Genomic DNA, 12,501 nt, shown 5'->3' on the forward strand with positions numbered 1-12,501 from the left:
CGGCGGTGGCCAGCTCGTGCAGCACGGCCGTGGCGTAGCAGCCCGGCGGCAGGGCGAACGACAGCTCCAGCACGTCAGCCGCCAACCACTGGTGCTGCAGCAGGGCCGGACGCAGGCGCAGCGCGCGGCGCTCCTGCTTCAGGCGCGCGCCTTCCAGGCCGGTGCGCAGCGCCTGCGATTCCTCATCGTCCAGCGCCGACAGTTCCAGCGCGCGGGCGGCGTCGGCACTGCGCAGCTCGCCCTCGCCCCACAGCGGCGCGCTGGGGTGGATGTCGAAGCGGGCCAGGCGCTCGGCCAGCACATCGGTGTACGGCTCCGGGCCGAACACGCTGCGGCTGCCATCGAGCATCCACACCTCGCCGTCCAGCGGCTGGTCCCAGCTGCCCTGCTCCACGCGCGCGGCCAGCACGCGATTGAACAGCGCCGAGCGGGCAGCCGACAGCAGCAGCGAACGCTGGTCCTGGCGCATGCGCCGGCCACCGAACATCGCCAGCGCGGCCGGCACGTTGCCACCGTCGCGACCGAAACGCTGTTCACCGAACCAGTTCGGCAGGCCACGCGTGGCGATCTGCTGCAGTCGCTCATCGATGGCCGCGGCATCGCCCTGCACGTCGCGCAGCACCAGCTTGAAGCGGTTGCCGGCCAGTGCACCGCGCTGCAGCTTGCGGTTATGCCAGGTGGCTTCCAGCACTTCGATCTCGTCGCTGGCCAGCGTGGTCAGGTCCGGGGCGATGCGCTTGGGCAGGTGCACGCTGAATCGCTGGGTGGTGACCGCGTTGCGGTCCTTCATGCCGGCGTAGCTGACGCCCATTTCCGGCAGGCCGGCCCACTTCGCCAGCACCTTCGCCACGTGCACCGTGTTGGCGCCGCGCTTGCGGATGTGCAGCAGCAGGTGCTCGCCTTCACCGGTGGCTTCGAAGGCCGGCAGTTCGTCGACCTGGAAATCCTCCGGCGTGGTGCGGATGCGCGCGCTCAGCAGCGGCGCGCCAAAGGCCAGCGGCAACGGAATCATGCCGCCACCAGCAGGACCACGGCCTGCGCGGCGATGCCCTCGCCACGGCCGGTGAAGCCGAGCTTCTCCGAGGTGGTGGCCTTGACGCTGACCGCGTCCAGCGGCAGCTGCAGCAGGCCGCCGATGCGTTCACGCATGGCCAGCGCATGCGGGCCGACCTTGGGCCGCTCGCAGATGACGGTGATGTCGGTGTTGCCGACGCGCCAGCCGCGTTCGCGCAGCAGGCTGTCGCAATGGCGGACGAAATCACTGCTGTCGGCGCCCTTCCAGCGGTCGTCGCTGGGCGGGAAGTGCTGGCCGATGTCGCCCAGCGCGATGGCGCCGAGCATGGCATCGCACAGCGCGTGCAGGATGACGTCGCCATCGCTGTGGGCCAGCACGCCGCAGCTGTGCGCCACGCGGATGCCGCCGAGCATGATGTGGTCGCCTTCACCGAAGGCATGGACGTCGTAGCCCTGGCCGATGCGGACGGGCGGGAACGGAGCGGTGCTCATGGATGCAACCCTTGCAGCAGGGCCGCGCGGGCGATCAGCCGGCGCGGCGGGAAAGTACGAATTCGAAACGGTCGAGGTCGGCCGGCGTGGTGACCTTGAAATTGTCCTCGCTGCCTTCCACCAGCAGCGGACGCTGGCCCTGGCGCTCCATGGCCATGGCATCGTCGGTGACGTCGACACCGCTGGCGGCCGCAGCGGCCAGCGCGCGGATGAGCTGGTGGCGACGGAACAGCTGCGGCGTCAGCGCGCGCCACAGGCGCTCGCGCGGTTCGGTGCCGTCGATGCCACCATCATCGCCGGCACGCTTGAGGGTGTCGCGCACGGGCGCGGCAAGGATCGCGCCGACCGGGTCGGCACGCCCCACTTCCAACAGGCGACCGAGGTCAGCCAGCGACAGATTGGGCCGCGCGGCATCGTGCACCAGCACGAACTCGTCGGCACGCACGCTGTCCGGCAGGGCCTGCAGACCGGCCAGCACCGAGGCGGCGCGGGTCGCACCGCCGATGCAGGTCAGCACCGGCTTGCCGGACCACTCGGTCCAGCCCGGCCAATCCGCATCGTCCTCGCCGATGACCACCATCGCCCCGGCCACCGCCGGGTGCGCCAGCAGCGCACCCAGGGTGTGGGCGAGCAGGATCTGCCCGCCCGCCTGCAGGTACTGCTTGGGCAGCGGCGCGCCGAAACGGGTGCCGCGCCCGGCAGCCGGGACGACCGCCCAGATGGCCGCGCTCACGGCACGTCCGCCGGGTGGTCGCCGACCTGCGCCGCGACCGGTGCAGCCTGCGCCGGACGGCCCGGCGCATCCTCCACCACGCGGTAGAACTTCTCGCCGGGCTTGATCATGCCCAGCTCGCTGCGCGCGCGTTCTTCGATGGCGGCCTGGCCTTCCTTGAGGTCCTTCACTTCAGCAGCCAGCGCGTCGTTGCGCTGCTGCAGACCTTCATTGTCCCGCTCCTGGTTGGCGACCTGGGCTTCGAGCATCATCACTTCACCCGAATTGCCCGGGCCGAACCAGAAACGGTACTGCAGCCATGCCAGCAGCAGGGCCAGCAGCAACAGCAGCCAGCGCCAGTCGCGCATGGGCTCAGCGCTTCAGCGACACGAACGCGTCACGACCGGCGTAACGCGCGCTGGCGCCGAGGGCTTCCTCGATGCGCAGCAGCTGGTTGTACTTGGCCACGCGATCGCTGCGGCACAGCGAACCGGTCTTGATCTGGGTGGCGGTGGTGGCCACCGAGATGTCGGCGATGGTGGTGTCTTCGGTTTCGCCCGAACGGTGCGAGACCACGGCGGCGTAGCCGGCACGGTCGGCCATGGCGATCGCTTCCAGGGTTTCGCTCAGGGTGCCGATCTGGTTGACCTTGATCAGGATCGCGTTGGCGGTGCCCGAGTCGATGCCTTCCTGGAAGATCTTCGGGTTGGTGACGAACAGATCGTCGCCCACCAGCTGCACCTTCTTGCCGATGCGGTCGGTCAGCAGCTTCCAGCCGGCCCAGTCGTTCTCGGCCAGGCCGTCTTCGATCGTGATGATCGGGTACTGCGCGGCCCAGTCGGCCAGGAAGTCGACGAACTGCTCGGAGGTCAGGCGCTTGTTCTCGCCCACCAGGTTGTACTTGCCGTTCTCGAAGAACTCGCTGGAGGCGACGTCCAGGCCCAGCAGCACGTCTTCACCGGCGGTGTAGCCGGCCTTGCCGATGGCTTCCAGGATGGTGTCCAGCGCTTCGACGTTGCTGCGGAAGTCCGGCGCGAAGCCGCCTTCGTCGCCCACGGCGGTGCTCAGGCCGTGGCTCTTCAGCACGGACTTCAGCGAATGGAAGATTTCGGTGCCGGCGCGCAGGGCTTCTGAGAACGAGGTGAAGCCCACCGGCAGCACCATGAATTCCTGGAAGTCGACGTTGTTGTCGGCGTGGGCGCCGCCATTGATGATGTTCATCATCGGCACCGGCAGCGACGGGGTCGCACCGGTCTTGGCGGCCAGATACTGCCACAGAGCCTGCTTGCTGGAAGCGGCGGCGGCATGTGCGGCGGCCATCGACACGGCCAGCAGCGCATTGGCGCCCAGGCGGCCCTTGTTCTCGGTGCCGTCCAGATCGATCAGGCGACGATCCAGGCCGGCCTGGTCGACGGCTTCGAAGCCCTTCAGTGCACTGGCGATGGCGCCGTTGACGTTCTCGACGGCCTTGCGCACGCCCTTGCCCAGGTAACGGGTCTTGTCGCCGTCACGCAGCTCGACCGCTTCCTTGGTGCCGGTCGAGGCGCCGGAGGGAACCGCGGCGCGACCGAACGAACCGTCCTCCAGGATGACTTCGGCTTCCAGCGTGGGGTTGCCACGGCTGTCGAGGATTTCACGGGCGTGGATGCTGCGGATCGTACTCATGAGCGGACCGGTTACCTGTCTGGAGGAGGGAATGCGACAAATGTGAAATGCCGCGTGATTATCCCCGGCTGCCCGCCGCTTGCCAAATGGTGTCGTTGGCCACGACCGGATCGGCCCCCTGCACCAGCAGCGGCACCGCGATCAGCAGGCCGAGCAGCGCCAGCAGCAACGCCGCCACCGCAGCCATGCCACGGCCACGCTGCGTGCGCCAGGCCAGTACCGAGGCCACGCCGCTGCCGAGCGCGGACAGCGCCAGCACGGCCATCGCCAGCATCAGGAGCCACTGCTTCGAGGCCAGCGCGTGGTTGCCGTCGCCCGGCATGCCGATCGCAGACAGGAAAACCATGAGCCCTGCCCCCAGGGCGGCCCAGGCGAGCACGGCAAGACCCAGCGCGCAGGCGCCCCAGGGCCAGGGTCGGCGCGGCACGCGCGCGGAAGAGGTCAGGCTCATCGGGAGCACGCTCGTCATTTGAATGGGTACCGCATGAATGGGCGCAGGGGCCACGGACGAAACATCACAGCTGGGCAAGCAGCGTCCACGCCAGCAGGATGGAAGGCACGACCAGCAGCACCGCGGCCAGCGCAGCGCCGACGCGCGCGCGTTGCAGCCGCCAGCCCAGCACGGTGCTTGCGGTACTGGCCGCATACATCACGACAGCCGCGCAGAAGGCAACCTTGAACATCATGGCCTGCCAGTGCGGGGCCGCACCATCGCCCGGCATGCGCATGCCGGCAGCGCCCAGCAGCACGGCGTAGCCGAATGCCGCCCAGGTGAGCAGGCCCAGCGCCAGCGCCAGCCAGCCCCACGGCCAGCGGCGCCAATGCCGCCGGCGACGCTGGGCTTCCAGCGCCGCCCACGGGTCAAGACTCACGCAAAGCGCGAGAAACCGTGCTTCTTGGTCACCGCGTCGAGCTCCATCAGGGTCTCGAGCAGGGCTTCCATCTGGTCCAGCGGCCACGCGTTCGGGCCATCGGACAGTGCCTTGGACGGATCCGGATGGGTCTCGGCAAACAGGCCGGAGATGCCCACTGCCACCGCCGCGCGTGCCAGCACCGGCACGTGTTCGCGCTGGCCACCGGAACTGGTGCCCTGCCCGCCCGGCAGCTGCACCGAATGGGTGGCATCGAACACCACCGGGCAGCCGGTATCACGCATCACCGCCAGCGAACGCATGTCGCTGACCAGGTTGTTGTAGCCGAAGCTGGCGCCACGCTCGCAGACCATGATCTGCTCGTTGCCGGTGGACTTGGCCTTCTCGACGACCGGCTTCATGTCCCACGGCGCCAGGAACTGGCCCTTCTTGATGTTGACCGGCTTGCCGGCCGCGCACACCTTGCGGATGAAATCGGTCTGGCGGACCAGGAACGCCGGGGTCTGCAGCACGTCCACCACCGAGGCCACTTCGTCCATCGGGGTGTATTCGTGCACGTCGGTCAGCACCGGCACGCCGATCTGCTTCTTCACTTCGGCCAGCACCTTCAGGCCTTCTTCCATGCCCGGGCCACGGAAGGCGGTGCCCGAGGTACGGTTGGCCTTGTCGAAGCTCGACTTGAAGATGAAGTTGACGCCGAGGCGATCGGTGATCTCCTTCAGCTTGCCGGCGGTATCGAGCTGCAGCTGCATCGACTCGATCACGCAGGGGCCGGCGATCAGGAACAGGGGCTGGTCCAGCCCGACCTCGAATCCACACAGTTTCATGGCGTTTCCTTGTTGTCCGCTACGCCGGCAGAACCGGCGTGCTGGGGTTGAAGCATGCAGGATGGGGGCCGAAGCCCCCCTTCACAAGTCAGGCGCGGGCTTCGGCCAGCAGTGCGCCGCCGGCCTTGCGCTCACGCGCGGCACGGATGAAACCGATGAACAGCGGGTGGCCATCGCGCGGCGTGGACAGGAACTCCGGATGCGCCTGGCAGGCCAGGAACCACGGGTGCGCGTCACGCGGCAGCTCGACCACTTCCACCAGGGTGTCGTCCATCGACTTGCCCGAGATCACCAGGCCGGCATCTTCCAGCTGGGTGCGGTAGCGGTTGTTGAACTCGTAGCGGTGGCGGTGGCGCTCGGAGACCACGTCCTTGCCATACAGCTCACGGGCCAGGGTGCCCGGCTTCAGGCGCTGCTCCTGCAGGCCCAGGCGCATGGTGCCGCCCAGGTCGCTCTTGTCGTCGCGCTTCTCGACGTCGCCGGTGGCGGTGCGCCATTCGGTGATCAGGCCGATCACCGGGTCCGGCGACTGGCGGTCGTTCTCGGTGCTGTTGGCGTTCTCCAGGCCCAGCACGTGGCGCGCGTAGTCGACCACGGCCGCCTGCATGCCGTAGCAGATGCCGAAGTACGGCACGCTGTTCTGGCGGGCGAACTGCGAGGTCAGCACCTTGCCTTCGAAACCACGGTCACCGAAGCCGCCCGGCACCAGGATGCCGTCGACGTCGGCCAGCGCGGCCATGTCGGTGCCTTCCAGGTCCTGCGCTTCCAGCCACTTCAGGTTGACCTTGGTGCGCTGGCGCAGGCCGCCGTGCTTGAGGGCTTCGCCGACCGACTTGTAGGCGTCCTGATGGTCGACGTACTTGCCGACCACGGCAATGGTCACTTCATCCAGCGGGTGCAGGGTCGCGTCGACCGCGTCCTCCCACATCGACAGGTCGACCGGGCCGACCTTGTCGGCCAGCTTCAGCTGGTTGACCACGATCTCGTCCAGGCCCTGCGCGTGCAGGCCCGACGGAATGCGGTACAGCACGTCGACGTCCGGCACGCTGATGACGGCGCGCTCGGACACGTTGGTGAACTGGGCGATCTTGCGGCGCTCCGAATCCGGCACGGCCTGCTCGGAACGGCACAGCAGCACGTCCGGCTGGATGCCGATCGAGCGCAGCTCCTTCACCGAGTGCTGGGTCGGCTTGGTCTTCAGCTCACCGGCGGCGCCGATGTACGGCACCAGGGTGAGGTGCATGAACAGCGCCTTCTCCGGGCCGCGCTCGGTGCGCACCTGGCGGATCGCTTCCAGGAACGGCAGCGATTCGATGTCACCCACGGTACCGCCGATCTCGACCAGGGCCACGTCGTAGCCTTCGGTGGCCTCGTCGATGCAGCGGCGGATTTCATCGGTGATGTGCGGGATGACCTGCACGGTGGCGCCCAGGTAGTCGCCGCGGCGCTCCTTGCGGATGACGTTCTCGTAGATGCGGCCGGTGGTGACCGAGTTCTTGCGGCTCAGGCGGGTACGCACGAAGCGCTCGTAGTGGCCCAGGTCGAGATCGGTCTCGGCGCCGTCGTCGGTGACGTAGACCTCACCGTGCTGGAACGGGCTCATGGTGCCCGGGTCGACGTTGATGTACGGGTCGAGCTTCATCATCGTGACCTTCAGGCCACGCGCTTCGAGGATGGCGGCCAGTGACGCAGCGGCAATACCTTTGCCGAGCGAGGACACCACGCCGCCGGTTACGAAAATCAAGGGAGTCATGGCTGCAAGCATCCTGTCTGGAAATGGAAAACGGCAGCGCCACGCCTGCCCGAGGGGCGGGCGTGGAGCAGAAAGGGGGTTTTCCGGTTCGCTGGGGCAGCGAGGGAGGCGCGGGGCCGGTCGGCGGCAGGCGCCGGACGGGGACCATCGTGCGAGGTCGGGGCGGCCGTGCCGGCCGATTCGACCGTCACCTGCGACCCGCATTGCTGGAGGCCACGCATGGCCGGTCCAGCCCATTCGCAAATGGTGGACACGCACTACTCCCGGAAAGCCATAGTTTACAGATAGATGGCCGCCAACCCAAGGGGCAGATGGCGTCACCACTAAAAGAAAACGCCCCGCAGTGCGGGGCGTTCAGGGGCCAGAGCCTTGCGGCAGAAGCCTCGGCGGCGGACGCCTTACTTCTTCTTCCGCGCTTCCTCTTCTTCTTCCTGCTGCGGGACCGGCTGGCCTTTGGCCTTCATTTCGGCATTGGCCTGGGCGCGGCGCTTGGCCTTGGCATCCGCCTCGGACTGCGCGGCCTTGTCCGCCTGGTCACCCTGCTGCGGGGCCGACGGGCCTGCGTTCTGCGCCATCACCAGCGGCACTGCAACGGCGGCAGCGGCCAGAATCGCAATGGTCAGCAACTTCTTCATGGAGTCCTCCTCGCGTATGGCTTGGACATGGGGGCGCCGGCGTTCAGATTCCAGCGACTGTCATTTTACCCCCTCCCCGGCGCCGAGGCTGAACCGCAGGCGTGCAAAATTCCCGTCCACGCCGCACACTTGCGCGTCGCTCCGCGCTTTGAAGATAGATGAACGCACGCTATAACGCCGCCGATATTGAAGTCCTGTCCGGCCTTGACCCGGTCAAGCGCCGTCCTGGCATGTACACCGACACCGCGCGCCCAAACCACCTGGCGCAGGAAGTGATCGACAACTCGGTGGACGAGGCCCTCGCCGGCCACGCCCGCTCGATCGAGATCACCCTGTACAAGGACGGCAGCGTGGAGGTCAGCGATGACGGCCGCGGCATGCCGGTGGACATCCATCCGGAAGAAAAGATCCCGGGCGTCGAGCTGATCCTGACCCGCCTGCACGCGGGCGGCAAGTTCAACAACAACAACTACACCTTCTCCGGCGGCCTGCACGGCGTGGGCGTCAGCGTGGTCAACGCGCTGTCCACCCTGGTCGAAATCCACATCAAGCGCGACGGTGCCGAGCATCGCATCACCTTCCGCGATGGCGACCGCGCCTCGCCGCTGGAAGTGGTCGGCAGCGTCGGCAAGAAGAACACCGGTACCCGCCTGCGCTTCTGGCCGGACCCGAAGTACTTCGATACGCCGAAGTTCGCCGTGCGTGCGCTCAAGCACCTGCTGCGCGCCAAGGCCGTGCTGTGCCCGGGCCTGACCGTGAAGCTGACCGACGAAGCCACCGGCGAAGTCGACACCTGGTACTACGAAGACGGCCTGCGCGACTACCTGAAGATGGAACTGGGCGACCGCGAGTCGCTGCCGGCCGATCTGTTCGTCGGCAACCTGAAGAAGGACACGGAAATCGTTGACTGGGCCGTGGCCTGGCTGCCGGAAGGCGAGCTGGTGCAGGAAAGCTACGTCAACCTGATTCCCACCGCCCAGCACGGCACCCACGCCAACGGCCTGCGGACCGGCCTGACCGAAGCGCTGCGCGAGTTCTGCGACTTCCGCAACCTGCTGCCGCGCGGCGTCAAGCTGGCCCCGGAAGACGTGTGGGACCGCGTGTCGTTCGTACTGTCGCTGAAGATGACCGACCCGCAGTTCAGCGGCCAGACCAAGGAACGCCTGTCCTCGCGCCAGGCCGCCGGTTTCGTCGAAGGCGCCGCCCACGATGCCTTCAGCCTGCTGTTGAACCAGAACGTGGAGCTGGGCGAGAAGATCGCGCAGATCGCCATCGAGCGCGCCAGTGCGCGCCTGAAGACCGAGAAGCTGGTCGTCCGCAAGAAGGTCACCCAGGGCCCGGCCCTGCCCGGCAAGCTGGCCGACTGCATCAGCCAGGACCTGTCGCGCACCGAACTGTTCCTGGTGGAAGGTGACTCGGCAGGCGGCAGCGCCAAGCAGGCCCGCGACAAGGACTTCCAGGCGATCCTGCCGCTGCGCGGCAAGATCCTCAACACCTGGGAAGTGTCGTCCAACAGCGTGCTGGCCTCGGAAGAAGTGCACAACCTGGCCGTGGCCATCGGCTGCGACCCGGGCAAGGAAGACATCGCCGGCCTGCGTTACGGCAAGGTCGTCATCCTCGCCGACGCCGACTCGGATGGCCTGCACATCGCCACCCTGCTGACCGCGCTGTTCCTCAAGCACTTCCCGGCGCTGGTCGATGCCGGCCATGTGTTCGTGGCGATGCCGCCGCTGTTCCGCGTCGACGTGGGCAAGCAGGTCTTCTACGCCCTGGACGAGGAAGAAAAGCGCTCGATCCTGGACAAGATCGAACGCGAGAAGATCAAGGGCGCGGTCAACGTCACCCGCTTCAAGGGCCTGGGCGAAATGAACCCGCCGCAGCTGCGCGAATCGACCATCCACCCCGATACGCGCCGCCTGGTGCAGCTGACGGTGGATGATGGCGAACAGACCCGTTCGCTGATGGACATGCTGCTGGCCAAGAAGCGTGCATCTGATCGCAAGGGCTGGCTGGAGAGCAAGGGCGACCTGGCTTCGCTGGAAGCCTGATCTCCGCGCGGGGTCGGATCCCTTTCCGCAGGAAAGGGCTCTGACCCCGATGTTGGTCGTGCCGGGTTACCGGGGTCAGAGCCGTTTTCCCGCGGAAAACGGATCCGACCCCAGGCTGCCCCCTCATCTGCGTGGACCCTCGTATTGGCCAGCCACTCGCTGCTGTTCCCGGGATTGCCGCTGCACAGCGCGCGCCTGGTCCTGAGCCCGATCCGCCGCGATGATGCGGCCGCCCTGTTCGCCCTGCAGTCCGACCCGGACGTGATGCGCTTCTGGAACCATCCGGCGTGGACGCGGCCGACCGAGGCCCGCGCGCAGATCGACGACGACCTCGCCGCGCACACCACCGGCACCCAGCTCAAGCTGGCGGTGCGCGAATCACTGGACGGCCCGCTGCTGGGCATCTGCGTGGTGTTCGCCCTGGACCGCGACGCAGCCCGCGCCGAGATCGGCTACCTGCTGGCCCCGGGCAAGCAGGGCCAGGGCTACATGCACGAGGCGCTGCAGCAGGTGGTTACCTATCTGTTCGACACCCTGGGCCTGCACCGGGTTGAAGCGGAGATCGACCCGCGCAACCGCCCGTCCGCGCACGTGCTCGACCGCCTCGGCTTCCACCTGGAAGGCGTGCTGCGCCAGCGCTGGCGCATCCAGGGGGAGCTGTCCGATTCGGCGGTGTACGGCCTGCTGGCCGACGACGGCGACCGCAGCGTCCTTCCCGCTTGACCGAATCTGGCTGCAACCGGCGATCCGCCGCGGCCATGCCTTTGGACACATCCGGCACGCGCGGCAGCGGCCTAGCATCAGGACCCTCTTCCGCTACCGTCCTGGTGCCATGAAGTCCCTGCTGCACATCGCCACGCTCTGCGTCGGCCTGCTCGTTGCCCCCGCCTGCGTCGTCACTGCGTCGGCCGCCGAATCCAAGCCCGATGCCAAGGAGGAGAAGACCGAGGCGCCCGCGTTGCCGGCCGATGCCTCCGTCCGCCAGAGCATCCGCCTGGCCGGCCGCACCCTCGACTACACCGCCACCGTCGGCACCCTGCCGGTGCGCGATGACAAGGGCAAGGTGATCGCCGATGTGGTGTTCACCGCCTACACCATGCCCGGCAAGGACCGGCCGGTGACCTTCGCGCTCAACGGCGGCCCGGGCGCATCGTCGGTCTACCTCAACATGGGCGCGATCGGGCCCAAGGTGGTCACCTTCGGTTCCGAAGGCGACAGCGCCTCGGCACCGGCCACCCTGCACGACAACCCGGGCACCTGGCTGGACTTCACCGACCTGGTGTTCATCGACCCGGTCGGCACCGGCTTCAGCCGCGCACGCATCGGCGATGACGAGGCGAAGAAGCAGCTGTACAACCCCAGCGCCGACATCGAGTACCTGTCGCGCTCGATCTACGACTGGCTGCTGCGCAACCAGCGCATGGGCGCGCGCAAGTACCTGACCGGCGAAAGCTACGGCGGCTACCGCGGCCCGCGCATCACCCACTACCTGCAGACGCGCCTGGGCGTGGCGATGAACGGCCTGGTGCTGGTGTCGCCGTACCTGAGCCCGACCCTCGAAGACAACGCCGACGTCTCGCCGATGGCGTGGATGCAGACGCTGCCGTCGATCGCGGCGGCGCACCTGGAGCGCCAGGGCAAGCTGACCGATGCGGCGATGCGCGAAGTGGTCGAATACACCCGTGGCGACTACGCCACCGCGCTGATGAAGGGCCGCAGCGATCCGCAGGCGACCGAGGCGATGCTGCGCCGGGTGACCGAGCTGACCGGGCTTGACCCGCAGTTCGTGCGCCGCGCCGGTGGCCGCCTGGAAACCCAGGCCTACCTGCGCGAGGTGTTCCGCGACAAGGGCACGCTGGGCAGCCGCTACGATTCCAACGTGACCGCGTTCGATCCGTTCCCGAACGATCCGGAACAGCGTGCCAATGATCCGCTGCTGGACAGCATCATCGCGCCGACGACCACGGCGATGGTCGACTTCGTCACCCGCGTGGTCGGCTGGAAGGTCGATGCGCGCTACCAGGCGCTGAACTACGACGTGAACCGGCTGTGGGACCGCGGTGGCGAGCTGCGCCAGGGGGCGGTGACCCAGCTGCGCCAGGCGGTGGCGATCGACCCGCACCTGCAGGTGCTGATCGTGCATGGCTGGAACGACCTGTCGTGCCCGTTCATGGGCTCGATCCTGACGGTGGACCAGATGCCGACGATGGGCAGCAACCCGGACCGGGTGCAGGTGCGCAGCTATCCGGGTGGGCATATGTTCTACAGCCGGGTGGACAGCCAGGCCGCGTTCCGGAATGACGTGAAGGCGCTGTTCCAGCGCAACTGATTTGTGGTGGTGGCCGGGCCTGCGGCCCGGCACCCGCTGGATCAACTGCCGCTGCCACTGCAGAAGCCGGGGTTCCGTGGGTTGGCGGGGTGGGTCCGGTTGCGGGGGACGCCGTAAACCCATCCATGGGGGCTTGGTCGCGGCATCCATGCCG

At 67.8% G+C, this 12,501-nt stretch carries 12 protein-coding genes and 1 pseudogene; 3 read left to right on the forward strand and 10 right to left on the reverse strand.

The genetic code is table 11. From position 1 onward, the window contains the following. Window positions 1–10 precede the first annotated feature (10 nt). The 10 genes and pseudogenes from truD to IAE56_RS10905 form a co-directional block, all read right to left on the reverse strand. Window positions 11–1,012, reverse strand: a pseudogene (truD, locus tag IAE56_RS10860) (tRNA pseudouridine(13) synthase TruD); the annotation flags it as partial. Next, window positions 1,009–1,506 carry a 2-C-methyl-D-erythritol 2,4-cyclodiphosphate synthase gene (ispF, locus tag IAE56_RS10865; protein ID WP_079221436.1) on the reverse strand — a complete coding sequence of 166 codons (498 nt, stop codon included), beginning with the start codon at window positions 1,504–1,506 and terminating at the stop codon, window positions 1,009–1,011. The pseudogene truD and the gene ispF, both read right to left, overlap by 4 nt. Before the next feature lie 34 nt (window positions 1,507–1,540). After that, window positions 1,541–2,239, reverse strand: coding sequence for a 2-C-methyl-D-erythritol 4-phosphate cytidylyltransferase (gene ispD / locus IAE56_RS10870; protein WP_108768463.1), 699 nt, complete (start codon window positions 2,237–2,239; stop codon window positions 1,541–1,543). Continuing rightward, the gene (gene ftsB, locus IAE56_RS10875; RefSeq protein WP_200752554.1) at window positions 2,236–2,586 is read right to left on the reverse strand and encodes a cell division protein FtsB; all 351 of its coding nucleotides are present in this window, start codon (window positions 2,584–2,586) and stop codon (window positions 2,236–2,238) included. The genes ispD and ftsB overlap by 4 nt, the downstream gene beginning before the upstream one ends. Window positions 2,587–2,590: 4 nt before the next feature. Next, window positions 2,591–3,883 (reverse strand): phosphopyruvate hydratase, encoded by a 1,293-nt coding sequence (gene eno / locus IAE56_RS10880; protein ID WP_164074791.1) that lies wholly within the window; start codon window positions 3,881–3,883, stop codon window positions 2,591–2,593. A 58-nt stretch (window positions 3,884–3,941) separates the two neighbouring features. Then, window positions 3,942–4,334, reverse strand: a complete 393-nt coding sequence (locus IAE56_RS10885; protein WP_200752555.1) for a hypothetical protein — start codon at window positions 4,332–4,334, stop codon at window positions 3,942–3,944. Window positions 4,335–4,398: 64 nt separating this feature from the next. Beyond that, entirely contained in the window at window positions 4,399–4,755 is a 357-nt protein-coding gene (locus tag IAE56_RS10890) for a hypothetical protein (RefSeq protein WP_200752556.1), read from the reverse strand. Continuing rightward, window positions 4,752–5,582 (reverse strand): 3-deoxy-8-phosphooctulonate synthase, encoded by an 831-nt coding sequence (gene kdsA / locus IAE56_RS10895; protein WP_079221430.1) that lies wholly within the window; start codon window positions 5,580–5,582, stop codon window positions 4,752–4,754. Before kdsA ends, IAE56_RS10890 begins: the two co-directional genes overlap by 4 nt. An 88-nt stretch (window positions 5,583–5,670) precedes the next feature. After that, complete coding sequence (locus IAE56_RS10900; protein ID WP_079221429.1) at window positions 5,671–7,335, reverse strand: CTP synthase; 1,665 nt, start codon at window positions 7,333–7,335, stop codon at window positions 5,671–5,673. A gap of 398 nt (window positions 7,336–7,733) precedes the next feature. Then, the gene (locus tag IAE56_RS10905) at window positions 7,734–7,970 is read right to left on the reverse strand and encodes a hypothetical protein (protein ID WP_108768460.1); all 237 of its coding nucleotides are present in this window, start codon (window positions 7,968–7,970) and stop codon (window positions 7,734–7,736) included. A 158-nt stretch (window positions 7,971–8,128) separates the two neighbouring features. Between IAE56_RS10905 and parE the strand changes: the two genes are divergently transcribed. The 3 genes from parE to IAE56_RS10920 all read left to right on the forward strand — a co-directional run bounded on the left by parE (window position 8,129) and on the right by IAE56_RS10920 (window position 12,347). After that, complete coding sequence (parE, locus tag IAE56_RS10910; RefSeq protein WP_200752557.1) at window positions 8,129–10,018, forward strand: DNA topoisomerase IV subunit B; 1,890 nt, start codon at window positions 8,129–8,131, stop codon at window positions 10,016–10,018. A gap of 144 nt (window positions 10,019–10,162) precedes the next feature. Continuing rightward, window positions 10,163–10,741 (forward strand): GNAT family protein, encoded by a 579-nt coding sequence (locus IAE56_RS10915; RefSeq protein ID WP_108768458.1) that lies wholly within the window; start codon window positions 10,163–10,165, stop codon window positions 10,739–10,741. Between the two features lie 109 nt (window positions 10,742–10,850). After that, complete coding sequence (locus IAE56_RS10920; RefSeq protein ID WP_200752558.1) at window positions 10,851–12,347, forward strand: S10 family peptidase; 1,497 nt, start codon at window positions 10,851–10,853, stop codon at window positions 12,345–12,347. The last annotated feature ends 154 nt before the right edge of the window (window positions 12,348–12,501 follow it).

Origin of the sequence: Stenotrophomonas sp. S41 (genome assembly GCF_016624625.1) — a bacterium.
Taxonomy (GTDB): Bacteria; Pseudomonadota; Gammaproteobacteria; order Xanthomonadales; family Xanthomonadaceae; genus Stenotrophomonas.

What these genes read in the sequence shown, in the direction of transcription:
- IAE56_RS10885 (WP_200752555.1), bottom strand. Translation starts at nt 4,334, where the DNA reads ATGAGCCTGACCTCTTCCGCGCGCGTGCCGCGCCGACCCTGGCCCTGG.
- ispF (WP_079221436.1), bottom strand. Translation starts at nt 1,506, where the DNA reads ATGAGCACCGCTCCGTTCCCGCCCGTCCGCATCGGCCAGGGCTACGAC.
- parE (WP_200752557.1), top strand. Translation starts at nt 8,129, where the DNA reads ATGAACGCACGCTATAACGCCGCCGATATTGAAGTCCTGTCCGGCCTT.
- eno (WP_164074791.1), bottom strand. Translation starts at nt 3,883, where the DNA reads ATGAGTACGATCCGCAGCATCCACGCCCGTGAAATCCTCGACAGCCGT.
- kdsA (WP_079221430.1), bottom strand. Translation starts at nt 5,582, where the DNA reads ATGAAACTGTGTGGATTCGAGGTCGGGCTGGACCAGCCCCTGTTCCTG.
- IAE56_RS10900 (WP_079221429.1), bottom strand. Translation starts at nt 7,335, where the DNA reads ATGACTCCCTTGATTTTCGTAACCGGCGGCGTGGTGTCCTCGCTCGGC.
- IAE56_RS10905 (WP_108768460.1), bottom strand. Translation starts at nt 7,970, where the DNA reads ATGAAGAAGTTGCTGACCATTGCGATTCTGGCCGCTGCCGCCGTTGCA.
- IAE56_RS10920 (WP_200752558.1), top strand. Translation starts at nt 10,851, where the DNA reads ATGAAGTCCCTGCTGCACATCGCCACGCTCTGCGTCGGCCTGCTCGTT.
- ftsB (WP_200752554.1), bottom strand. Translation starts at nt 2,586, where the DNA reads ATGCGCGACTGGCGCTGGCTGCTGTTGCTGCTGGCCCTGCTGCTGGCA.